Origin of the sequence: Streptomyces sp. NPDC051310 (assembly GCF_044455245.1) — a bacterium.
GTDB lineage: Bacteria > Actinomycetota > Actinomycetes > Streptomycetales > Streptomycetaceae > Streptomyces.
Genome location: NZ_JBITEO010000001.1, coordinates 209618 through 231113, shown reverse-complemented (window position 1 = coordinate 231113; position 21496 = coordinate 209618). Strand labels below are relative to the sequence as shown.

Annotated in this window: 21 protein-coding genes and 3 pseudogenes; 8 read left to right on the top strand and 16 right to left on the bottom strand. The window is 70.4% G+C overall.

Annotated features, from left to right (window positions below; genetic code table 11):
• Positions 1–51 precede the first annotated feature (51 nt).
• The 3 genes from ACIA79_RS01060 to ACIA79_RS01050 all read right to left on the bottom strand — a co-directional run bounded on the left by ACIA79_RS01060 (position 52) and on the right by ACIA79_RS01050 (position 2681).
• Entirely contained in the window at positions 52–1404 is a 1353-nt protein-coding gene (locus ACIA79_RS01060) for an FtsK/SpoIIIE domain-containing protein (protein ID WP_399425797.1), read from the bottom strand.
• A gap of 2 nt (positions 1405–1406) precedes the next feature.
• Positions 1407–1763, bottom strand: a complete 357-nt coding sequence (locus tag ACIA79_RS01055) for a hypothetical protein (protein ID WP_399425795.1) — start codon at positions 1761–1763, stop codon at positions 1407–1409.
• Between the two features lie 138 nt (positions 1764–1901).
• A complete protein-coding gene (locus ACIA79_RS01050) occupies positions 1902–2681 on the bottom strand; it encodes a GntR family transcriptional regulator (RefSeq protein WP_399425794.1) in 780 nt (259 codons plus the stop codon).
• 18 nt (positions 2682–2699) lie between these two features.
• On the opposite strand from ACIA79_RS01050, the gene ACIA79_RS01045 reads away from it, so the two are divergent.
• The 3 genes from ACIA79_RS01045 (at position 2700) to ACIA79_RS01035 (ending at position 5874) form a co-directional block, all read left to right on the top strand.
• Entirely contained in the window at positions 2700–3170 is a 471-nt protein-coding gene (locus ACIA79_RS01045; protein ID WP_399425792.1) for an NUDIX hydrolase, read from the top strand.
• Positions 3167–3514, top strand: coding sequence for a hypothetical protein (locus ACIA79_RS01040; RefSeq protein WP_399425791.1), 348 nt, complete (start codon positions 3167–3169; stop codon positions 3512–3514). Before ACIA79_RS01045 ends, ACIA79_RS01040 begins: the two co-directional genes overlap by 4 nt.
• A gap of 644 nt (positions 3515–4158) precedes the next feature.
• A complete protein-coding gene (locus ACIA79_RS01035) occupies positions 4159–5874 on the top strand; it encodes an AIPR family protein (protein ID WP_399425789.1) in 1716 nt (571 codons plus the stop codon).
• Positions 5875–6031: 157 nt separating this feature from the next.
• On the opposite strand, the gene ACIA79_RS01030 is transcribed toward ACIA79_RS01035, so the two are convergent.
• The 5 genes and pseudogenes from ACIA79_RS01030 to ACIA79_RS01010 all read right to left on the bottom strand — a co-directional run.
• A complete protein-coding gene (locus ACIA79_RS01030) occupies positions 6032–6379 on the bottom strand; it encodes a hypothetical protein (RefSeq protein ID WP_399425788.1) in 348 nt (115 codons plus the stop codon).
• Positions 6376–7053: a GntR family transcriptional regulator gene (locus tag ACIA79_RS01025; protein WP_399425787.1), complete on the bottom strand. Its 678-nt coding sequence runs from the start codon at positions 7051–7053 to the stop codon at positions 6376–6378. Before ACIA79_RS01025 ends, ACIA79_RS01030 begins: the two co-directional genes overlap by 4 nt.
• Positions 7050–7274 (bottom strand): hypothetical protein, encoded by a 225-nt coding sequence (locus ACIA79_RS01020; RefSeq protein ID WP_399425786.1) that lies wholly within the window; start codon positions 7272–7274, stop codon positions 7050–7052. Before ACIA79_RS01020 ends, ACIA79_RS01025 begins: the two co-directional genes overlap by 4 nt.
• Positions 7271–7450 carry a hypothetical protein gene (locus ACIA79_RS01015; protein ID WP_399425784.1) on the bottom strand — a complete coding sequence of 60 codons (180 nt, stop codon included), beginning with the start codon at positions 7448–7450 and terminating at the stop codon, positions 7271–7273. Before ACIA79_RS01015 ends, ACIA79_RS01020 begins: the two co-directional genes overlap by 4 nt.
• 206 nt (positions 7451–7656) lie before the next feature.
• Positions 7657–7931, bottom strand: a pseudogene (locus tag ACIA79_RS01010) (hypothetical protein); the annotation flags it as partial.
• Between the two features lie 78 nt (positions 7932–8009).
• On the opposite strand from ACIA79_RS01010, the gene ACIA79_RS01005 reads away from it, so the two are divergent.
• From ACIA79_RS01005 to ACIA79_RS00995, 3 genes and pseudogenes are all read left to right on the top strand, one after another.
• Positions 8010–8765, top strand: coding sequence for a GntR family transcriptional regulator (locus ACIA79_RS01005; protein WP_399425782.1), 756 nt, complete (start codon positions 8010–8012; stop codon positions 8763–8765).
• A gap of 908 nt (positions 8766–9673) precedes the next feature.
• Positions 9674–10290, top strand: a pseudogene (locus tag ACIA79_RS01000) (dihydrofolate reductase family protein).
• A gap of 4 nt (positions 10291–10294) precedes the next feature.
• Positions 10295–11137 (top strand): alpha/beta fold hydrolase, encoded by an 843-nt coding sequence (locus tag ACIA79_RS00995; protein ID WP_399425780.1) that lies wholly within the window; start codon positions 10295–10297, stop codon positions 11135–11137.
• Between the two features lie 27 nt (positions 11138–11164).
• On the opposite strand, the gene ACIA79_RS00990 is transcribed toward ACIA79_RS00995, so the two are convergent.
• From ACIA79_RS00990 to ACIA79_RS00970, 5 genes and pseudogenes are all read right to left on the bottom strand, one after another.
• Positions 11165–12061 (bottom strand): proline iminopeptidase-family hydrolase, encoded by an 897-nt coding sequence (locus ACIA79_RS00990; protein WP_399425778.1) that lies wholly within the window; start codon positions 12059–12061, stop codon positions 11165–11167.
• A gap of 115 nt (positions 12062–12176) precedes the next feature.
• Complete coding sequence (locus ACIA79_RS00985) at positions 12177–12728, bottom strand: hypothetical protein (RefSeq protein WP_399425776.1); 552 nt, start codon at positions 12726–12728, stop codon at positions 12177–12179.
• 2 nt (positions 12729–12730) lie between these two features.
• Positions 12731–14710, bottom strand: a complete 1980-nt coding sequence (locus ACIA79_RS00980) for an amidase domain-containing protein (protein WP_399426260.1) — start codon at positions 14708–14710, stop codon at positions 12731–12733.
• Between the two features lie 258 nt (positions 14711–14968).
• Positions 14969–16720, bottom strand: a pseudogene (locus ACIA79_RS00975) (DNRLRE domain-containing protein); the annotation flags it as partial.
• Between the two features lie 351 nt (positions 16721–17071).
• Positions 17072–17146, bottom strand: a complete 75-nt coding sequence (locus ACIA79_RS00970; RefSeq protein ID WP_391811501.1) for a 50S ribosomal protein bL37 — start codon at positions 17144–17146, stop codon at positions 17072–17074.
• Positions 17147–17420: 274 nt separating this feature from the next.
• Between ACIA79_RS00970 and ACIA79_RS00965 the strand changes: the two genes are divergently transcribed.
• A complete protein-coding gene (locus ACIA79_RS00965; protein WP_399425774.1) occupies positions 17421–17585 on the top strand; it encodes a hypothetical protein in 165 nt (54 codons plus the stop codon).
• 260 nt (positions 17586–17845) lie between these two features.
• Positions 17846–18085, top strand: a complete 240-nt coding sequence (locus tag ACIA79_RS00960; RefSeq protein ID WP_399425772.1) for a DUF2277 domain-containing protein — start codon at positions 17846–17848, stop codon at positions 18083–18085.
• A 30-nt stretch (positions 18086–18115) separates the two neighbouring features.
• On the opposite strand, the gene ACIA79_RS00955 is transcribed toward ACIA79_RS00960, so the two are convergent.
• The 3 genes from ACIA79_RS00955 to ACIA79_RS00945 all read right to left on the bottom strand — a co-directional run bounded on the left by ACIA79_RS00955 (position 18116) and on the right by ACIA79_RS00945 (position 21223).
• Complete coding sequence (locus ACIA79_RS00955) at positions 18116–18700, bottom strand: DedA family protein (protein WP_399425771.1); 585 nt, start codon at positions 18698–18700, stop codon at positions 18116–18118.
• Positions 18701–18788: 88 nt separating this feature from the next.
• Positions 18789–19253, bottom strand: a complete 465-nt coding sequence (locus ACIA79_RS00950) for a DoxX family protein (protein ID WP_399425769.1) — start codon at positions 19251–19253, stop codon at positions 18789–18791.
• A gap of 53 nt (positions 19254–19306) precedes the next feature.
• Complete coding sequence (locus ACIA79_RS00945; protein WP_399425767.1) at positions 19307–21223, bottom strand: FAD/NAD(P)-binding protein; 1917 nt, start codon at positions 21221–21223, stop codon at positions 19307–19309.
• Between the last annotated feature and the right edge of the window lie 273 nt (positions 21224–21496).

Below are 21496 nucleotides of genomic sequence, written 5' to 3'. Positions count from 1 at the left end.
AGGTAGGGATATGGCGCGAGGTGGCCGCGCCGGCCAGGGGAGCGGGGAGCCTCAGGGAGTCGCTGGGGCCGCCGCGGCAGGAATGGCCACGGGCACGGCGGGTGAGGCGAGGACCGGCCGGAACGCGTCGAGCGCGGGCAGTTCCGGGGTCAGGTGGGCGTGCTTGTTGCAGGCGTCCACGGCGGCGCGGAGCGAGGTGTGGGGTGTCCGGATGCGGGACCAGCCGCCCGACGCGTCGCCGGTGATGGCGAGGCCGGGAGCGGAGACGGGAATCTGGACGGTGGCGAGGGCGGCGTCCGGCGCGATGTCGCCGAAGGCCATGTTGGCGCTGGTCTCGTCGTTGACGCGATGGGCGGTACGGACGCTGAGCTGGGCGCGGAGCATGGTGATGCCCTTGCCGAGTTCGGAGCCGAAGCGCTGCCCGCAGATCTCCAGGTAGATGCCGGCGGCGCGGCCGAGCTGGGCGAGTCGGGCGAGGGTGATGATCCGGTCGCGCCGTTTCTCCTCGTCCTTCGTGGCGAAGAGCGCGAGTTCGGCGACCTCGTCCACGAGGAGGACGATGGGAACGGGCCGGAGGTGGTCGGGGAGGTCCCAGATGTCGGCGGCGATGTCGGCGTCCGGGGTGTCGGCGGTGATGCGCTGTTCGGCGCGGATGAGTTGGTAGACGTCCTCCATGTGCGAGATGAGGGCATCGAGCAGGTCGGCGGCGGTGTCGGGGTTGTCGGCCAGCGCGGAGAACCGCCGGGCCAGAGGGAACAGCTCCACCCCCTGCTTGCAGTCGATCCCCACCAAGGCGACTTCCTGAGCGGCGAGTTCGGCCACCAGGTTCCGCTGGTACACCGACTTCCCCGACTTGGTGGCGCCGATGGTGAGGGCGTGCGGCGTGGTTCGGTAGTCGCGGTAGTGGACGTCTCCGTCCTCACGGAGGGCGACCGGCACCCGCATGGTCGAGCGTTCGGCCCGCGCCGGCATCTGAACCCGCCGGAGCACGTCGTACCCGGTCATCCGAAGTTCGACCACACCGGAGCGGATCTCCCGCGAGGTGACTCCGAACATCCCGAACGAGTGCCGGAGCCGATCGCACGAGGCCGCCACGTCGAAGGCGTCCTGTCCGGGCCGGAGCCCCAGCCGTAAGACGAGCCCGGTACGGGTGGGCCTGAGCCGCAGAATGCGTGGCGCCCGCGGTTCGGGAACGGGCCGGTTCGCCATCCGGGCGATGGCGAGACGCCAGCGGGGCGGCGGAACGGTGAGCCCGCAGGCGTCCATGACTGCCCGGTACCGGCTGAGGACCCGGCACGTGGCGAATGTGACGCCGAAGGAGAGCCAGTACCAGGCGGGCCGCCGCCACCGCAGGAGTCCCGCGAGGACGGCGACCAGCACCACGGCGGCGATCAACCACCGCATGATCAGGCGGCCTTCGGCATCGAAGAACCGGCGGCGAGCGAGGTGACGGCCACGGCCCGGAAGGCGATGCCGTGCCGACGCTGCCCGTTGAACTCGCTCTCCCAGGGCCGGGCGACGAGCCCCGTGATCGCCACGGGGGTCCCCATGGCCAGGTCGGCGGAGACACCGGTCTCCGGGACGGTCACGCTCAGGATCTCCACCTCACCGTTGGCCGCGAACATGACGTCCACAGTCGACAGCGCGGCTCCGCTCTCGGCGTCCATGGCGCGCTCGCCGGTACGCCGGTCCTTCACCTTGGGCTGCGGGGGCTGGGCCACCATCACGGTCGCCGCAGAGGTGTCGACGGGAATCTGGCGCATGAAGATCACTCCTCTAGAAGTCCTGAACTCCTTCACTCATGTACATGAGTGACATGAAGAAGAGTGCATCACTCCTATACATGAGTCAACCCGCCCGGACGAAGAAGTCCGAGCGGGCTGGCAAGAGTTGACCGCGCGTCAGTCGGCGGCGGGGATCCGGTACTCGAAGACGAACTGGTCAGCGGCCATGAGGGTGTCGCAGACCTCGATCACCCGCCCGGTCTTGGTGACGGCGTTCCGCAGCAGGTGAACGACGGGAGCACCAGGGCTCAACGCCAGCTCGGACGCTTCGGCCTTCGACGCCGGCCGAGCCTGAAGCGTCTCCACGAACTCCTCGAAGACGTGCCCGTCGTCCTCAAGCCGGGCGTAGATCCCCCCGGGCCCGGGGTTCTCGGAGAACAGCTCAGGGATGTCCTTAACGACGTCCCACGGGAGATAGGACGAAGCAGTCTCGACGGGCGTCCCGTTCCGGAAGTACAGCCGCCGCCGGGCCAGGACCTGAGCCCCGGGCTCAACCCCCAACCGCTCGGCGATCTCCTCGGAAGCCTCCATGGGCCCGATGAACAGCACGCTCACCTTGGCGGTGGCCCCGGACTGGGCCGACTCGGCCAGATAGGCAGCCTTCCCGCCCCGCCGATGGGACGCCCGGAACCGATCCGATGACCGCAGCCGCACAGGCGGCCGGTCCTTCACGATCGACCCCTTCCCGTGCCGCGTCTCCACGAGCCCACTGGCCCGCACCTCGACCATGGCCTTCCGAATGGTCCCGCCGGCGACGCCGTACCGCTCGACAAGCTCGGACTCGCTCGGCACCAGGTCACCAGGCTTGAGAACGCCGGCCCGGATCTGCTCCACGATCTCTTCGGCGATCTGGACGTACCGGGGTACCGCCCTGCCACCCCCTGCAGTCGTACCCATAGTCCTCTTCACTCTCCTATGCTCCTGTACATGAGTAACAGCGCCCGGAAGACGACGTCAACGCCACTGCACTCTGTGTCCGTCGCGGGCGCAGTCGTACGCGAAGACGGCCGCCTCCTGGCGATCCGCCGAGCCGACAACGGCACCTGGGAACTCCCGGGCGGCGTCCTGGAACTCACGGAGTCCCCCGAAGCCGGCGTGACCCGCGAGGTCTGGGAGGAGACGGGCATCCGGGTAGAGGTGGAGGAGCTGACCGGCGTCTACAAGAACACCACCCGAGGCGTTGTCGCCTTGGTCTTCCGCTGCAAGCCCGCCGGCGGCGAGGAACGAACCTCCGCCGAGTCCACCGCGGTCGAATGGCTCACCCAAGAAGAAATCACCGCCCGCATGACCGAGGTCTACGCGATCCGCCTCCTAGACGCCCTGGACGACAAGGGCCCCCACGTCCGCAGCCACGACGGCCGCCACTTGCTGAAGAAGCCTGCATGACGAAGCCGAAGCCTCTGCACGAGTTCGAGGGCATCGACGACCTCTTGGACCAGGTCCGCCTCCGCCCAGGCATGTGGCTCCCGGGCAGTTCTCTGGCTCACTTGGACTCCATGATCATCGGCTACCGAGTGGCCGTGTCCGTGCACAACGCAGAAGAGGACTTCCCCTTCTGGACTCCCGGCGGGGACTCCCCCTTCGACCTTTGGCTGAACAAGCGCTCCGGCGCTGCAAGCTCCTTGCGCTGGTCCACACGAATCGAGCGCGAAGCCGAGGCGATTGGCACCCCACCCATTGAGCTGTTCTTCACCCTGCTAGACCAGTTCCGAGCCGAGCGCCAGCAGTAGGTGCGGTAAGAGTTTCCCTACTTCATCAAGGCACCCGCCGCGCACAGCGCGGCGCGCGCGGCCCGTCGCCCGGGCCTGCGCTCCTGTCTGACGCCCCGCTCCAGCCCGGCCGCCGGCCGCACGCCTGACAGCTCGGGTTGATGGGTGACGAACCACGACGCGGCCGAGGCCGTACGCGAGTGCAGCTCAAGACGATGCCTCCGGCGGGGGCGCTCAGGCTCCGGGATGGGAGGGGCCCCCGGGCGGGTGCCGGCCGGTGGGGGTTTGGTGGTGGGGGCTCCCATCCCGTCTGCCGTCGACCCAGGCAGAGCCGAGCAGACACGGTGCCGGGCGTCCAGGTCGTTCGTACAGTGGCGCGCTCCACCTGGACGCCCGGCACCGCGCCTGCTCCACGGTGTGTGGGTCGACGGCAGACGGGATGGGAGGTGAGGACGACTCCTAGCGGCGCTGCTCGGGCTCCGCAGTTGTGAACGATCCAGCTTGTCTGTGACATAAAGCCAATTTCACTGCAAAGTCGACAGTTTGCCTAAGGGCAGCATTTCGCGTGTTCGAGCGCGAAACCACTGATACGTTATTGCGAAGCGAATCAGCCTGAAACGGGAGCCGCAGTGCCGCAGATGCCCAGCAATGCCCAGACTCTCATCATGCGCATCTTTGATGCATGGAAGACGGAAAACCTACCTGCAGCGGAGGGAAGTACCGCATTCGAAGTCTTCGCCTCAGAACTGGCCCTCCGCCCGTTTGACCTGGGGCTGGAGAATATCGAAAGCGGGATTGTTGGAGGCGGGCAAGACGGGGCCATCGACTCCGTTTATGTCTTTTTCGATGACGCATTGCTGGATGAAGACTCCGACGTAGTCTCCCCCGAAAGTCGTCCCACGGATTTTGGCCAAGATCGCAATCTTGAACTTTGGGTAATTCAGGCCAAGAGAACTCCCAGCTTTTCTGAGGACGCCGTCGAAAAGCTTGAGCTCACAATGAGTCGCCTACTCGACCTCTCGCAACCCCTTTCTTCCCTCTCCATCCTCTATAATTCCTCACTCCTGTCTCGTTTCGAGCTCTTTCGCTCCGCGTGGGAAAAACTGATCACACGCCGACCGCGGATCAGTGTGAATGTGGTCTATGCCGCTCCAGGAGACACCCGCAACATCACGCCTCAACTAGAGGCAAAGCTTCACACCCTCAAGCAGTCGATCCAGAACGCGATCCCAGACACTGAACGAGTGGTCACACAACTCCTTGGAGACAAGGAAATGATGGCCCGCTACAACGAGCGTCCGCCCTATACCCTGGCAATGAGCTACCAGGAGAGCGCCACGAGCGGCCAGTCTCATGTGGCACTTGTCAAGTTGCGGGATTACTACAACCTAATCGTCGACGAGAACGGCCGACTTCGACGCCACCTTTTCGAATGGAATGTGAGGGACTACCAGGGCAACGTCTCGGTAAATCAAGAAATCCGAAGCACTCTGACGGCTCAGGATGGCCCGGAGTTTTGGTGGCTCAACAATGGCGTCACGCTGCTATGTAGTGAGGCTACTAGCACATCCAAGACGTACTCCCTTTCCAATATTCAGATCGTCAACGGCCTGCAGACCAGTCACGAAATCTACGAAGCACTACGAAATCCCGGTGCTGCGGAAGCAGAGGAGCGCATGCTCCTGGTGCGCATCATCGTTACCGGCGACGCGGTGACTCGCGATCAGGTAATCAGGGCCACCAACCGCCAGACCGCCATCACCGATGCGTCGCTTCGCGCAACGGACGCTGTCCAGCGAAATATCGAGGACTATTTCCTCACGCATGGCTGGTACTACGACCGCAGGAAGGGGTACTACAAGAACGACGGAAAGGACCCGTCGAAGATCATCAGCATCCAATTCTTGGGTGCGTCAATTACTGCTATGGGCCTGGCTCGACCCGACAAGGCGCGAGGGAAGCCTTCATCGCTCTTGAAGAATGACGATGATTACAAGCTTGTATTCAATTCCGACATCGATTTGCAGATCTATTTGTGGGCCGCAAAGCTGCAACGCCGAGTTGATGGATTCATCCTATCCGAAGCGGCTGAAGCTACCGTCCCCCAAAAGAGCAACCTGAAGTTTCACCTCTCTATGCTCATCGCGGAAAAGTTGAATAGTGGACCGATTCGGCGACCTCAGCAACTTCGTCGACTTGCACTAAAGGATGCCGATGTTAGCGATGCGGAAATTGGGGAGATCTTCAGTAACCTCAAGCAGTGGGCGGCTGCCTATCTGAAGCGTGAGGGAGTGATCTTGGAGAGGGCGACGAAGGCTCAACGGTTTAGCGAATACCTGCTTGCGTGCGTGAAGGCGGAGAGAGAGAATCCAGCCCCGTAGGATGGGCATGGCAAGCGCGTCAGTAGATCAAGAGGAGCGACAGTCACCGTCCGACATCTCGGTTGGCGACGCGGGTTCATCGCCCTTGGCGCTGAGGGCGCTGCCGCGCATGAGGGCCCCTGCTGAGCAGGGGCCCTCGTCTTGCCGTGCAGTGGTGCTAGCCGAAGGATGCTGCCGGCAGTCGAGGACCACCCAGATGTTGGCCTCGCGGCGTCACTGCCGGATCCGCAAGGCGATCGCCGCGGCTCTCCGCCACACGCAGCACATCCCGCAGGGCACCGACCAGACTCCGGGCCAGCGCGTGCAGCTCATTCGGGTCGGCATCCTTGCCGTTGAGTACATCTGACACGAGGTCGACCAGATCGGACGCCAAGTCGAGTTGTTCGCCTTCCAGGCGGTCAGCCAGACGAGACAAGTGGCTATCGGTGTCGTCGGTGTTCAGGTAGCAGGGGTTGCCGTCAGGGGTCGTCCAGGGGAGGAGGCGGAGGCCGTAGTGGGCTGTCATCCCTCTGCACCTGCTTCCGCGGTCGTGGGGTGGGTGGTGAAGAAGGCTTCGGCGCGGTCGCCTGGGAGCACTAGGCGAGCCGCCTCGATGACGCGGCCGGTGAAATCGGTCGAGATGCGGGTGATGGCGAGGATGGCCAGGGTCGGGGTGATGCGAAGGATTGAGGTTTCCTCAGGGGTTGGGAGGCGGGCGGTGACTCTGTCCTGGACTTCCGCTGGCCGTTGGCGGTACCAAGGCGGCTCGGCAGCGGCGAGGTCCCGAGGGATATAGATACGGGCCAGACTGTGTGGGGATTCGCCCTCATGGCCGATGCAGAGGAATTCCGTCAGCGGAGTGCGTGACGGGACCTTGAGCAGTGTTGCCAGCAGGTTGCTAGCCTGGAGTTGGGTCTTGCGAATGGTCAGGTGGAGGGTGGGCGTGAGGACGCCGCCCTCGTACGTCAGCCGGCTGAGAGAGCGGCGGACGAAGTTGCCCTTGCCGTGACGCTTATCGATCAGTCCCTCTGCCTGTAGGAGCGCCAGGGCGTTGCGCAGGGTCGGGGTGCTGACCTTGTAGTGCGTGGCCAGCTTGGGCTCCGAGGGGAGGCGGTCACCGGGCTTGAGGCGGCCGGTGGTGATTTGGGTGCGGAGGTCTTCGGCGATGGTGTCGCGGAGGGTCGGCACGGTCGTGGTCACCACCTTTTCTGGACTCGGAGGGCGACCAGGCGGGTGCGGGGGTGCATGGTCAGTTGCTCGCCCGTTTCGAAGAGGAGACGCTTCGCACCGAGGGGGAGTTGGCGGAGGTCGGCTACTCGGCAGGGGTGGCCGCCGATCTGGATGACGTCGCCTCGCTGGACGTTGATCGAGGTGATCTCAATGGGGGCGACCACGGCGCCGGTCGGGGTCCAGGGCTTCATGCCGTTGCCTCCGAGTGGGGCGGGTTGGTCGCCGGCGTGTGGCAGGGGCAGGCGCACGCCTCGTAGATCACCGGGATGCCGATCGGGGCCGTTGCCGGGGAGGAGTGGGCGCACTCGTGATGGGTGCCGATCTGGCACCGGGACGAGCGGTACGGGGTGAGCTTCGTGTGGGGCATCAGGGCGTCTCCGCCTGGGTGAGGTGGGGGCGCTCGACGCTGGGGGCGCACCGACTGACACGGAGCGTGCTGGCGCCGTGGGCGATGGTCCGTTCCGGTGGGGTGGCGCGGCGTAAGGGCTTGTGGGGGTGGGTGGTTCGGGCGTGCCGTGGTCTGGTGGGGTGGAGTGCGCGGCGGATACGGTTGTGCATGCTGATCAGCTCCCATCGCTGATGGCCGGGTCCCCGGACGTCGCGTGTCGCGGGGACCGCTTGTTCACGGCGGCCCAGAGGGTTCGGCCGCCCAGGCTGGTGGCGAGGAGACCGAAGCGGTCTGCCTGTGCCAGGACTTCCAGGACCTCCCGCCATGTCTCTGCCGGGAGGGCTTCCGGTACCTCCGCTTCGATCGACGTGTGTCTGGCGTGGGCTAGTACGCGTGTGGTGAGTCCGAGTGCGGACAACCGGGCGGCGAGAGCCTCCGCGCTTACTTCGGGAGCAGGCACAGGGCAGCCTCCGTTACCGGTGATCACTTTAAGTGAAGCTAGTTAACTAGATTAGAGCTAGTGGACTAGATTTTCCATATGCCTGAGCAGCCGCCATACCTCCGTATCGCCGACGAACTGCGGCGGCGGATCGCGGAGCACGAGTGGAGTCCTGGAGACCGGCTGCCCTCTCGGGCCCAGATCGGCCAGGAGTGTGGGGTGGGCGAGAACGTTGTTCGCCGTGCCCAGGAGCTGTTGATCTCCCAGGGCGTGCTGGAGGGGCGGGCCGGGTCCGGGACCTATGTGGCTGAGCCCCGGCAGCGGGTGCGGATGGTGCGGTCCGCGGCGCGCGAGCAGCCGGACGGGTCGCCGTTCCGGGCGGACATGAAGGCCGTCGGGCGGAACGGTGGCTGGGAGAGCCGAACCGATGCGAAGGTGCCCGCGCCGGCGGAGATCGCTGCGCGGCTCGGGATCGGTGAGGGCGAGCTGTGCGTCCGGACCGTGTACGAGTTCCTCGCCGATGGGCGGCCCGTGCAGCTGTCGACGAGCTGGGAGCCGTACGACCTGACCGGCGGGACGCTTGTCGTGCTTCCTGAGGGCGGGCCGCATGCCGGGGCCGGCGTCGTGAACCGGATGGCGGAGATCGGCGTCACCGTCAGCCATGCCGTCGAGCAGCCGGAGCCGCGGCAGGCGAGCGCCGAGGAAGCCTCACTTCTCGGGATCCAGAAGGCCGCGCTCGTCACCCACATCCGGCGGACCTACTACAGCGACCAGGGCCAGCCCGTAGAGACGGCGGACATTGTCGTGCCTGCTGCGCTTTGCGAGATCGTCTATGAGATCCCGATCAATCGCTGAGGGAGCACCACGCAAGGGGGAGTCACGGAGTCGCTTGGTTTTGCCATCGGTGGTCTGATCTGGGGCGCACCCGTTGCCGCTCTCGTGGTGCTGGTGGTTGTGGCCGTCGCGGTCGGCCAATGGCGGCGGAATGCCATTGCGGCCCTGGAGGGCGGGGAGCGGGCGGCGGACGGGCAGTACGCATCCGGTCGGACGGTCGGCACGGCAGAAGAGGGCTGAGCCTGTATCCCGGGGCGTGTGCTGTCGGCGTGCTGCTGTCCGCCGCGGTTGCGCCTCCCCGCTCTGCGTCGGGCGCTGGAAGCATTCCAGGGTCCGGCGACGAAGGGGGCAGGATGGTTCAGTCAAGGTGCGGTGCTCCTACCCAGAGCGGGGGCCGCTGCCAGAACAAGGCGATGACGGGTACTTCTCGGTGCTCCAAGCACCAGGGGCCGTGGTCGCCGTACGGGGTCGAGCAGCGGAAGAAGAAGGAAGCCGAAGCCAAGATGAAGAAGCTTCGGAAGAAGCGGTAGCGGGCCGTCGAGTGCGGCCGGCTGACATCTAAAACTGACATCAACGGCGACGGATGACGGCGGTCGCACACGGGCCGCCGTGGCGGTGGTGACCAGCGATCCGCCCCTGGTGAGAGTGCCCCGCACGAGCTTACAAAGCAGATGTCGGCGGTTCGAAACCGTCCGCGCCCACCAGTGCAAAGGCCCCCGCAGCTCCTCGCTGTGGGGGCTTTGACGTAGTGGCCGACTGCATCCTCAATACCCACCGACCTGTGCATATCCGCCTATGAGGTACTCACGTCGACCGTCCGCCCGACGCCCGAGGTGCCCGTCCCGCGCCTCGAGCCGGCGAGATCGCATCCGCCACCCGGCCGCACGCGGCAGCGATGAATTCCGGCGGCGGATCCGGTCTGTCCTGGCATGAGCCGAATCATCGCTGACATCTCCGTCTCTCTCGACGGCTTCGTCACCGGGCCCGGCCCCGGCCCGGACAATGGGCTGGGCACCGGTGGCGAGGCCCTGCACGCGTGGGCGTTCTCCGACGACCCCGACGACCGGCGGGTGCTGCGCGAGGGGACCGCGCGATCGGGTGCCGTCGTCCTCGGCCGGCGCCTCTTCGACGTGGTCGACGGGCCGCAGGGCTGGGGCGACACGACCGGTTACGGCGCCGGCGAGGTCGGCAAGCCCGCGTTCGTCGTCGTGACGAGCTCGCCGCCGGAGTCGGTGCGGACGGCCCACCTCGACTGGACGTTCGTCACCACCGGTCTGCCCGACGCCGTCACCACCGCGCGCGAGCGAGCCGAGGCGGCGTCGTCGGACAGCAACAAGGACCTCGACGTCATCCTCATGGGCGGCGGCGCCACGGTCCGTTCGGCGCTCGACGCCGGGCTGGTCGACGCGCTGACGCTGCACCTCGCGCCCGTCGTGCTGGGCGCCGGGACACCCTGTTCACCGGCGGAGCGCCGCGCACCCTGGTGCAGCGGAGCGTGATCCCGACATCCACCGCGACGCACCTGACCTACGACGTCCTGGGGTGATCCGATGACCACGATCAACGCCAACGGGATCGCCTTGGGCATCGAGTCGTTCGGCGACGACGACGCGCCGCTCGTCCTGCTCGCGGGCGGGACGACGATGCTCTCCTGGCCCGACGCGCTGTGCGAGCGCCTCGCCGCCGGCGGGCGACGGGTGGTGCGCTACGACCTGCGCGACAGCGGGGAGTCGACGACCACCGATCCGGAAGCGCCCGGCTACACCCTGCGCGGCCTCGCCGCCGACGCGGCGGCCCTGGCCGACGTGCTCGGCGGGGGACCCGCGCACCTCGCGGGGATCGGTGTCGGCGGTATGGTCGCCCAGGTGGCCGCGCTCGACCATCCGGGCGCGTTCTCGGCGCTCACCCTGGTCGGCACCCGCGCGGTTGCCCCCGGCCCGCCCGACGACGACCTCCCCGACCATGACCCGGCGACGATGAGCCGGCTGTTCGCGCGTCCGATGCCCGACTGGACCGACCGCGAGGCGGTGGCGGAGTTCACCGCCACCGGCGCGGAGATACTCGGCGACGACCCGGTCGCCGCGCGCGCGACCGCCGCGCGCATCTGGGACCGTACGCCCGGCACCGCACCCCCGGTCCAGATGGCCAACCAGATGGGCATGGTCTTCTCCCGGCTCGACTGCACACCCCGCTGGCGCGAGCGCCTGTCCGGGATCAAGGTCCCCACGCTCGTCGTCCACGGCCGCCGCAACCCGTTCTTCCCCGTCGGCAACGGCGAGGCGCTCGCGCGCGAGATCCCCGGGGCACGGCTGCTCGTCCTCGACGAGGCCGCCACCGCGATCCCCGACGCAGCGGTCGGCGAGGTCGCCGAGGCGATGCTCACGCTCGAATAGAGGACGGCCGCCCGCTGCGCCGCCCCGTCACGTGTCAGCCTCCATTTCCCTCAGGAACGCGCCCACCACCTCCCGGAAGCGCTCCGGCTCCTCGGCCGAGGGGAGGTGGGCGCTGTGGGCGAAGACGGTCCACTCGGCGCCGCGGATGCCGTCGGCCAGGGGGCGGACCACCGCGGGGGTCGCCACGTCGTAGCGGCCGGATGCGAGGAGGACCGGGAGGTCCAGCTCCGGCAGGCGGGCCGTCACGTCCCAGTCCCTGAGGTTGCCCGTGACGTTCCACTCGGCGCCCCACATGGTCTCGTACACGTCCTCCCGCCAGTTCGCGAAGGAGCGCATCAGGTGGTCGGGCCACGGGTCCAGGCGGCAGAGCCACTGCCGGTAGAAGTGCATGGACGCCTGCAGGTAGGCGTCGTCGTCGGTGGTGCCCTCCGCCTCGTGGCGGTCGATGACCTCCCGCACCTCCGGTGCGAGGGTCCCCTTCAGGCGGCGTGCCTCGGCCTCGTAGAGCGGGGCGCTGGCCAGCGGGTCGGCGAGGACCAGGGAGGCGACCCCGGACGGGCGGGTGAGGGCGTACTCCAGGAGCACCTGGGCGCCCCAGGAGTGGCCCAGCAGATGCACGCGGTCCAGGCCCAGCCCCCGGCGTACGGCGGCGACCTCCTCGACGAACGTCTCCATGACCCACAGCTCCGGGTCGTCCGGCTGGTCGGAGCGGCCGCAGCCGAGCTGGTCGTAGAAGACGACCGGCCGGCCGTCCTCCGCCAGCGCCCCCAGGTCCTCCAGGTAGTCGTGCGGGCACCCCGGCCCGCCGTTGACCACGAGCAGCGGCAGTCGGCCGGCGTCCGGCGTGCCCCGCGCACGCGGCCACTCGCCCTCGATCCGGTACCAGGTGCGGTAGCCGCGGAACGGCACGGTCCCCTCGGTCACGGTTCCATCATCCGCGCGCCCGGACCGCCCCGCCATGCGGGCGCCCCTGGGGCGGAGAACGGACCGCGCCCCCGGCTGCGGAGCCGGGGGCGCGGTGTCGTGAGGCGGTGTGCGGTTACCGGGCGGACGAGCGGGAGCCCGTGCCGCCGGGCTTCGGCGGGGCCCACGTGGGCTTCGCCGAGGCGTCGGACGGGTCGGGTTCGTTCATCGTGACGGCCCAGGCGTCGTCCTCGCCGACGCGCGCCTCGATCTCCTTGACCTGGCCGCTTCCGGCGAAGTACAGCACCACGACCTGCCGGGTGGAGCCTTCGTCGTAGAAGTCGGCCGTCACCTCGCCCTTGGCCGCGGCGCCGAACGCCTTGACCCAGTTGCGCGCCGTCGGCTCCGCGGCGTCGCCCTTCTCCGCGGCGAGGTCCGCCAGCGCTTCGGCGTCACCGTCGGCGAGGCGCCACACCGCCTTCTGCACCACGTCGAGGCTGCCCCGGGAGGGGTAGCCCACCACCCGCAGCGGCTCGTGGGCGGCGTAGTCGCTCGCGTACGCGAGCGAGTCGTCGGAGTCCGCCGAGCAGCCCGTCAGGGCACCTCCGGCGAGCACGGCGAGCGCGGCGAGCGCGGTGGCCGCGCCGGCCGCGGCCGGCGCGCGGAACCTGGTCCTCTTCAGCGGCATGCTCAGTTCCTCGACTTCGGGCGGAGGATGATGACCCGCTCGATGTAGTTCGCGCTGTGGCGGTACCGGTTGATGGCGGCGGCGAGGCTGGTCCGGCCCACGCCTCCGTGCTGGAGGAGCTGTACCCCGTGCCGGTTGCCGGAGACGACGGCGACGTGGTTGTACACCCGCTCCTTCTTCCACTTGAACAGCACGATGTCACCGGCCCTGGCCGTGTGCGCCTTCACGTACTGGGCGCCGCGGTAGCCGATCATGTGCCGGCGGAAGTTCTCGGCACCGGCCCAGGTGTAGCTCTTGTTCTTCACCGTGCCGAACAGGTAGTACTGCTGCCACCAGGCACGATCGTGCTTCCGGCCGCCGCCCCGGCTCTTCATGCCGCCGCCGTAGTAGAGGGCCTTGGACACGAAGTTCGTGCAGTCCTGCTTGTACTCCCACTTGGTGCCGAGGTTGCGCGAGGCCCAGTTGGCCGTGCCGGAACCGCTGACCGCCGCGCGCCTGACACGCGTGGCCGACGCGGGCGCAGCCCCCGCCGGGGCCGTCTCCACCGGGAAGCCGTCCGCGTCGAGCTCGATCGGTTCGTCCGGCACCTCGCTGATCGGGCCCTGGACCTCCTCGGCGGCCTCCAGGCCGTTCTCCGCCGCCGTGGACGCCGACGCCGACAGGACCGTCTCCGCCGCCGGGGCGTCGGCCTCCAGGTGGAGGATCGGCGCACCGCTGTTCGTGCTGAAGGTGAACCGCTGCTCGCGCGTGCCCTCCTCCGGCTCGGGGGCGGAGCCCCGGGTCAGTACGGCCTTGTCCGTGACGACCGCGCGCAGGAACACCGTGCCGTTCTCGTCGGTGCCGACCAGCACGTCCGACAGCGTGGTGGCCGTCTCCGTGTAGCGGCTGTCGTGCCGGGCCAGCGCCTCGCGCGACGCGATAAGGTCGGGGGCCTGCGCGCCCAGCAGGTCCTGGAACGACGCCCCTCGCGAACTGGCGGCCAGGGCGGCCGCGGCCGTCGGGTGGGCGCCCCGGAGCAGGGCTCCGCGGGCGTCCGCGTACTGCTGCACGATCTCGCGGTAGACGGCCGCGCCGCCCGGTACCGCCGCGGGAGTGGTGGGCTCGGAAGCGGCCACCGGGCTCGTGCCGTGGGCGGTGCGCGCGGACACGGCGACGCGGTAGGCGGTGCCGTTCGCCAGCCCGGTCACCACGGCGTGCGGGTCACGCGTGGTGACCTTCGCGGCCTCGCTGCCGTCGTCCTTCTTCACGACCACGGTGTACTCGGGACCGTCGGTCGCCGACCCGAGGTCCTGCGGTGCGTTCCACGTCGCCAGCAGCCCGCCGTCACCCGGGGTCGCCCGCACGTCCTGCGGGGCGCCGGGCGCGGTCGGCGCCACGTAGTCGATCACCAGCTGGGGCCGCTCGGCGGCCTTCGGCGTACGGCTGGAGTGGTACGAGACGGTCGCGTCGCGCTGCGCGGACGGCAGCCGCAGGGCGATGCCCTCGGACGAGCCCTGTTCCAGCCAGGACTGCACGAGCGGGGCCAGGTCCTGCGCGTCCGGGAGCGCCGCCTCCGCGAAGGGCGCGTCGTCCAGGACACCGAGCAGACCGGTGCCGGTCTGCGGAGCGGCCCAGGCCTCGACGAGCTGGTAGGTCTCGACCGGGCGCTGCGCGCAGACGGCCGTGCCGCACTCGGCGGGGGTCAGGACGAGCCGGGCGCGGGTGACGCGGGCGCCCGCGGGCACCTTGGTCAGGTCCGGCTTGAGCCGGACGACCCGCTCGTGCCCGGAGCCGCCGCCGAGCGTCAGCCGGGTGTCCTTCACGGCCGGGCAGCCACCGGAGGCGCAGGCCTCGGTGCCGACGGCGACGGTGGCGTCGTCCAGGGACGCGCCGCTGAGGACGACGGACGCCGTGTCGGGCGCCTTGGGCGCGGTTCCGGCGTCGGCGGTGAACTCCTGCTCGTACGACCAGGCCGAGCAGCCGGTGTCGGTGCAGGCGCGCATCGCCCAGAGGTAGGCCGTCCCGTCCTTCAGGACCCCTTCGGGGACGCGGGCGGCGGCGCGCTGACCGCTGTCCACCCACGCCTCGGGCATCCTCACGCCGGTCAGCGGCTTGCCGTCGGCGTCACGCAGCTCGAACTCGGCGCGCACGCGCCCCTGTCCGGGGCTGGAGACGACACCGGACAGCAGCGGGGTGAGGGTGCGCGTCGCACCCGCCTCCAGTGCCTGCGGCATGTCGGGCAGCCCACCCGGCCGGCGGCCGGTGGCGACCGTGAAGGTGGACCAGTCGGACCAGGCGAGGTTGAAGTGCGAGCCGTCGTAGGGGCTGGTGCGGAAGCGGTACGTCCCGCCGTCCTTCAGCAGCCCGTCCGGCAGGGTCACGGCCGCGGCGCGCCCGGACTCCACGTACGGGGAGACGAGGTAGTCGCCCACGCGCTTGCCGGTCGCGGCGTCGACGACCTCGAACGTGCCGTTGATGCGGTCGCCGTCCTTGTCGGAGAACGTGTCGCGCAGCGTCGGCGTCGTGGTGCTGACCTGCCAGGTGCCCGAGGCGTCCTTGACGTACGGCGGGCCGGCCTGGCGGTTGTTGCCGGAGCGGGGCCGGAAGTTGTACGTGACCGTCAGCTTCGGCGGATTGGCGGTGGCGTTCGCGGAGTTGACCCGCTTCCACTGCGCGACCGCCGTGTCGTCGGCGGCGGTCAGGGCCATGGACGACTTCGGGGCCTTCGCGGAGGCCCAGGACTGCACGAGCTGCGTGACGTCGGCGTTGATCCAGCCGTCCGCGCCGCAGTCCGGGTTGCCCTTGGTCTCGGTGGAGGTCGCGTGCCTGGTGTGCGTCTTGGGGCGGTTGGTCCAGCGGCTGGTGAGGCCGGCGGGGTCGGCGGACCACACCTCCCACGGCTGCGGCTTGCAGTCCGGGTTGCCCGAGTGGAAGTTCCACAGGCTCAGCTTGGCGCTGCTCACCAGCGCGTCCGCGATCGGCGCCGTACCCCAGGTGAGGTAGGACCGGGCGGTGCGCGGCGTGCCGTCGGCGTTCTTGGTGCCCGGGTTGCCGAAGTCCAGCTCGGTGTCGGTGGACCAGTCGCGCGTCTCGCCCTGCTGGACGTACGTGTCGAACACGTTGCTCAGCGCGGAGGTCGACGGGTCGACGGTCACCGGGTAGCGGGTCTCCGGGTCCGCCAGGAAGGCGGGGTCCGGGGAGACCACCAGGTCGACCGACGAGCCGTTCTGCCGGACCTTCATGGACACCGGGACCCGGCGGGTGTGCTCGCCGGACCGCTCGTCGACGGTGGCGTCCCACATGACGGGCGCCGGCATCACGGCCCGCTGCACGCCGGTCCTCCGGTCGGTGAACAGGACGCTGCCGTCGGCCTGCTGCTGCGCCCGCAGCCCCTTGGCGCGGAGCGGGAGGGTGTAGGTGTAGTCGCTCGTGGCGGGGCGCTTCTTGATCTGCACGTACTGCTCGAAGCCGGTACGGGTCGCCTCCACGACGACGTCGGCGCCGGGCACGGCCTCGGGGTACGTGGCGCGGTTGCCGTCCAGCACGGGGCGGGGCAGACCGCCCTTCCACTGGAGGGTCACCTGCTGCTCGCCCTCGCCCAGGGTGACGAGGTCCCGGGCGCCGGCGGTGCGCGTCGCGCCCAGGGACGCGGCCGGGCTGCCGCCCTTGCCCGCGAGGGTGAGGGAGGCGGGATGGGCCTTGGCCGCGACGGTGCCGTCGCGGCGCTCGGTGAGGTCGGTGTCGACGGCGACCCACGTGCCGTCGCGGTCGAAACGGACCGGCCCGGCGGTGAGTTCGGTGGTCAGCGAACCGTTCGGCTCGGCCCACGTCGTGGAGGTCTCGGTGCGTTCGGAGAGCGCCTCCACGCGGTGGCCGGAGCGCTTGGCCCCGGCGCGGGCCGACGGGACGTCAGGCGCGGTGGACGGGGCGGCGGTTCCGCCCGCCGCGGCGGGCTGCGCGGCGGACGGCTGGGGCAGGGCGACGGCGTAGCCGCCCAGCATGGTGGCCGACAGGGCGACGACCGCCGCGGTGAGCGGCAGTCGCCTGGAGGCCCGTCGGGGCTTCCGCTCCCCCGGAGCGGATGGAGATATGTGCATGTTGTTGTGCGCGACCTTTGGTCAAGAGATCGGTAATGGAAATGTGAGGCTAATGGGTGATTGGTGTGTCCACGTCGATATTTCACAGCGAGGTGGACGCTAAGACCGCTTTACGGCATTCGGGGGGCTGGTGACCTTGATCACTGGGGCCGCATCCGGCGGGCGGGCTCGATGCGGGGCCCGTTGCGGCGCCACGGAACCGGCGGAACGGCGGGCAGAGTGCTCTGCCCGCCGTCGGGACGTCGGTGTGTCGGGGCCGCCCGCGGCTCAGGAGTTGGGGCGCTTGCCGTGGTTGGCCTTCTTGCCCTTGCGGGCCCGGCGCTTGTTTCCTCGCTTGGACATGGTGCGCACCTCCCTGAATAGGGACAATCGGTACCTCGCGCCAGTCTAGGTTCGCCGCGCCCCGCCCGCATGGTCGGCGCCCGGCTCGTTCCGGCCGGTGCTCCGGCCGGAGTCCCGCCCGGCGCGCCCCGGGTGCCGCCGTCGCGCACGCGCGGTGAGGTCCGCGTGTGCGACGGAGCGTGACGTCGTGGGACCCGTGCGCGCCCTGCCGGGAGCGGGACGCGCGGGGCGACGCTGGGGCCGCAGGAAGAAACAGCCGGTCGAGGAGGCGGACATGGCGCGTACGCAATCCATCTGCGGTGCCCGGACCAAGGGCGGCGGCCGCTGCCGGCGGCTCGCCATGATCGGGGCGTCGCGGTGCAACCTGCACCGCGGCGACTGGGCGACGTACACGATCGAGCGCTTCAGGAAGAAGGAGCGCAGGCGGCGCAAGCGGTGAAGCGGCGCCCTCCGGGGGGAGGGGTGGGGAGCGGGTGGTCCAGGGGCCGGCACCGGACGGGCCCCGCGGGCGGCAGGCGGCCGCCGGATGGCGGGACGGGGGGCGGGCGGGTACCGGGGTCCTGGGGGGTGAGCGCCCGCGAAGCCCGCGCGCAGGCGGCCGCCGGAGGACGTGGCGGGGGAGGGGTGGGTAGCGGGCGCTCCGGGGGGGGAGCGCCCGCGAAGCCCCGCGACACGGGGCCGCTGGAGGACACTGGAGGCATGTGCCGCAGCATCAAGACCCTTCGCCCGCCCGCCCTGCCCCACGAGGCCACCGAGGAGGACGTGCGTGCCGCCGCCCTCCAGTACGTACGGAAGGTGTCCGGCTTCCGCGCCCCGGCCGCGCACAACCGTGAGGTCTTCGAGCGGGCCGTCGCCGAGATCGCCGAGGCGACCCGCGAACTTCTCGCGGGCATCGAGGTGCGGGGGAGCACCGGCCGGTCGGCAGAGGGCGCCGTATGAGGCGGGCGGCCGGGCTTGCGGTGGAGTGCGCTAGGCGGCCGGCAGAGGGCGCCGCATGACATAGGCGGCCAGGCTGCCCGCCAGGAACAGGGCGAGGGCGGAGACCGCCACGCCGGTCCAGGTCGCGCCCAGCCACTGGCCGCCGAAATACCCCAGGCCCACGCTGTACGTCGCCCACGCCACGCCCGCCAGCGCCGACCACGGCAGGAACTGGCTGGACTTGCGCCGCGCCGCGCCGGCGCCCAGGGCCACCACGGAGCGGCCGGCCGGGGCGAAGCGGGCGATCACGACGAGCAGGCCACCGCCCCGCGCGAGCGCCGTGCCGAGACGTTCCTGCGCCCTGGTCAGGCGGCGCGAGCGGGCGATGGCCCGGTCCAGGCGCGCGCCGCCGCGCCGGGCCAGCGCGTACGCGACCAGGTCACCGGCGAGCGAGGCGGCCGCCGCGCACAGGGTGAGGGTGAGCAGGGAGCCGGTGCCCGTGGCGGCGGCGGTCGCGGCCGTGATCACCAGGATGCCGCTCGGCAGGACCGGGAGGAACACGTCCAGCAGGACCGACACCGCGACCGCCACGTAGATCCATGGGCCGACGGTCAGCGACCCCACGCTTTCGAGCACTTCACTCCCCGGTCCCGTCCGGCATGGGCGGCTGCTGACAGCCCCACAGCGGCGGCCGACAGCCCCACAGCGTACGCCCGGACGGGGGTCACACGGCGGCGGGGGCGCCCTTCCCGTCACGCTCGGCCGCGGTGGCGGACGCGGTGCGGGAGCCGAACAGGGAGTCCAGGGCCAGGGCGCCCGGACCCGTGAAGACCAGGAGCAGCAGCGCCCAGCAGAACATCGCGGACGGCTCGCCGCCGTTCTGCAGCGGGAACAGCGCCTCCGGCTGGTGGACCTTGAAGTACGCGTACGCCATCGAGCCGGACGCGACGAACGCGGCGCTGCGGGTGCCCAGGCCGAGCAGCACCAGGCCGCCGCCCACGAGCTGGATCACGGCGGCGTACCAGCCGGGCCAGGAGCCGACGGGGACGGTGCCGCCGCCGTGCGCGCCACCGAGGACGCCGAAGAGCGAGGCGGCTCCGTGGCACAGGAAGAGCAGGCCGATGACGATCCGGAAGAGGCCCAGTGCGTACGGGCTGGCCTCGTCGAGACTGTTTCTCAGGCGGGACATGGGGTCTCCATTCGGTTGGGGACGGAACCGATGAGGGGACACGTTAGGCGTCCCTAATCAATACTTGCAAGTTCAATAATCGGAGCTTGGCGCTCCGGCGCGCAGACCAGCAGGGCTGCGCGGGCCACCGCGTCCGCGTCCGACAAGGTCACCGAGTCCACGCCGGGCCGCGCGCCCGCGGCCGTCACCCAGTGCACCCCCTCGGTGGGCACACCGAGCGCGAACCGGCGTGCGTGCGCGCGCCCCTGAGCATCGATCAGACGGTACGGGCTCGGTGTGACATCCAGACCACCGGTGTCGTAACCGTCGACGACATGGGTCCGGCACCCGCCCTCCCGCAGCAGGTCCGCCAGCAGGGGGTCGCCGGTGCGCCGCAGGTCCGGCTCCGGCAGCCGCGCCTCGATCAGCGTCGCCGCGCGCACGGCCGGGCCGGGGACGTCCGGCGACCACCCGGCGAAGGCCCCCTCCTCGGCCCGCACCTCCATCCGCGGGCCGAGCACCTCCAGGACGCCCGCCTCGATCAGCGCCGTCATCTCCTCGATGCGCCGGCGCGGCGGGCCGATCGAGAGGAAGGCGTTCAGCGGCGTGTACCAGCGGTCGAGGTGGTCGCGGCGGGAGGCGCCCGGCAGTCCCGCGTGGTCCACGATCAGCCGCAGTTCGTTGCGGATGTCGCGCAGCACGTCCAGGGCCGCCTTCAGCGGGCCCGTGGTGTTGCCGAGCGCCGCCCGGGCCGCGTCCCGGCGCAGGTACGCCAGCAGCCAGGCGCGGTGGTCCTCCGGGGAGTGGAACGTTTCCCCCCGGTGCGGGTGCGCGAGCCGCTCCCAGCACCAGCGCTCGTGCTCCGGGACGCCGTACGCGTCCAGGGCGGCCTGCGGGTCGGTCAGGAACAGCGGACGGAAGCCGCGCGGGTCCCGCAGGAGCGTCCCGTAGTACGTCGCCTCGACCTCCAGCGCCACCAGGGGCCATATCTCGTCGAGGAAGTCCGGCGGGTCACCCGCCTCGGCGCGCTTGCGGAACGCCTCGATGACGTCCGCCGTCAGCACGAGGGGCTCGTGCCGTTCCGACACGCCCTTCTCGTTGTCGCCGCGGGCCTGGTACGGAACCCCGCGCCGCGAACCCGCGTACAGGCGCGGCTCGCGGCCCGAGGGGCGGTACACCAGCCCGGAGCCCGCCCGCTCGAACCGGCCGCCCCGACCCGCCGTCAGCAGCGCCATGTGGTCGAAGAAGTTCAGCCCCAGGCCCCGCAGCAGCACGGGCTCGCCGGGCGCCGGGAACGACAGGTCGAGGTCCGCGGGGTTGGCCGGCGGCAGGTACCGCAGCCCGTGCCGCTCCGCGTGGGCGGCGAGCCGGGCCTCCGTCTCCCCGGCGGCCGCCGGCAGGTGGCCCTGCGCCAGCACCACCGCGCCGAGGCCCGTGAGCACCGTGCCGTCGTCCAGCGTCAGCGTCTGCGGTGGGCCCGCGGCGGCCGCGTCACGCCGCGCCGGGGTGCCGCACCCGCGGTGCGCCTCGTCGGCGCCGTCCCGCAGGCGTACGGCCCGGGCGCGGTGCACCCGCACGGTCACCTGCGGCGGCGCCTCGCGCACCGTGCGCGCGAACGCCCAGGCCAGGTAGGCGCCGTAGCAGGCGCGGGTGGGGTAGTCGTCGGCACCGAGCCGGTACGAACGGCTCGCGGCCCACTCGTACAGGCTGGGGCCCCGGCGCACCGGGCCCTCGCAGCGCACGCTGTCGTCGGTGAAGACCGTGACCTGCGACGCGACGGTGTTCATCAGCAGCTCGGCCGGCTGGTCGGTGCGCCAGACCCGGCCGGGGCCCGGTGGGGACGGGTCGACGACGTGGACGGTCACCGGGGTGCCGGGGGCGAGCTCGGGGGCGGAGGCGCAGAGTCTTTCGAGCACCGATGTACCGCGCGGACCTGCGCCGACCAGGGCTATGGCAGGAGGGGTCGCGGAGGGGACGGACGAGACGGACAAGACACGGCTCCCGGGCAGCGGGGGGCGGCAAGCGGAACGCTCATCATGCCGGTGCGGCCCGGCTCACCGAAGCACTGCGGAGAGCGTTACCGTCCGCTATGCGGGGATCGTCGGGGGGTCTGAACGGGACGTTCACCTGACGTTCACAGCCACCGGCGCGGCACCCGCCACCCGCCCCGCCGCGACCGCCCGGCCCGCATCCGGAACCGCCTCGCCGAGACCGCGCGGCTCACTTCCGGAACCGCCCCGCCGCGACGCGTGGTGCTTCCGGAA

Bases quoted from the DNA above. Each gene is read 5' to 3' on its own strand.
- ACIA79_RS01050 (WP_399425794.1), bottom strand. From the start codon at position 2,681: ATGGGTACGACTGCAGGGGGTGGCAGGGCGGTACCCCGGTACGTCCAG.
- ACIA79_RS00980 (WP_399426260.1), bottom strand. From the start codon at position 14,710: ATGCGCGCCTGCACCGACACCGGCTGCTCGGCCTGGTCGTACGAGCAG.
- ACIA79_RS00995 (WP_399425780.1), top strand. From the start codon at position 10,295: ATGACCACGATCAACGCCAACGGGATCGCCTTGGGCATCGAGTCGTTC.
- ACIA79_RS01040 (WP_399425791.1), top strand. From the start codon at position 3,167: ATGACGAAGCCGAAGCCTCTGCACGAGTTCGAGGGCATCGACGACCTC.
- ACIA79_RS00985 (WP_399425776.1), bottom strand. From the start codon at position 12,728: ATGCCGCTGAAGAGGACCAGGTTCCGCGCGCCGGCCGCGGCCGGCGCG.
- ACIA79_RS01035 (WP_399425789.1), top strand. From the start codon at position 4,159: ATGCGCATCTTTGATGCATGGAAGACGGAAAACCTACCTGCAGCGGAG.
- ACIA79_RS01055 (WP_399425795.1), bottom strand. From the start codon at position 1,763: ATGCGCCAGATTCCCGTCGACACCTCTGCGGCGACCGTGATGGTGGCC.
- ACIA79_RS01060 (WP_399425797.1), bottom strand. From the start codon at position 1,404: ATGCGGTGGTTGATCGCCGCCGTGGTGCTGGTCGCCGTCCTCGCGGGA.
- ACIA79_RS01030 (WP_399425788.1), bottom strand. From the start codon at position 6,379: ATGACAGCCCACTACGGCCTCCGCCTCCTCCCCTGGACGACCCCTGAC.
- ACIA79_RS00965 (WP_399425774.1), top strand. From the start codon at position 17,421: ATGGCGCGTACGCAATCCATCTGCGGTGCCCGGACCAAGGGCGGCGGC.
- ACIA79_RS01015 (WP_399425784.1), bottom strand. From the start codon at position 7,450: ATGCCCCACACGAAGCTCACCCCGTACCGCTCGTCCCGGTGCCAGATC.
- ACIA79_RS01020 (WP_399425786.1), bottom strand. From the start codon at position 7,274: ATGAAGCCCTGGACCCCGACCGGCGCCGTGGTCGCCCCCATTGAGATC.
- ACIA79_RS00950 (WP_399425769.1), bottom strand. From the start codon at position 19,253: ATGTCCCGCCTGAGAAACAGTCTCGACGAGGCCAGCCCGTACGCACTG.
- ACIA79_RS00960 (WP_399425772.1), top strand. From the start codon at position 17,846: ATGTGCCGCAGCATCAAGACCCTTCGCCCGCCCGCCCTGCCCCACGAG.
- ACIA79_RS01005 (WP_399425782.1), top strand. From the start codon at position 8,010: ATGCCTGAGCAGCCGCCATACCTCCGTATCGCCGACGAACTGCGGCGG.
- ACIA79_RS01045 (WP_399425792.1), top strand. From the start codon at position 2,700: ATGCTCCTGTACATGAGTAACAGCGCCCGGAAGACGACGTCAACGCCA.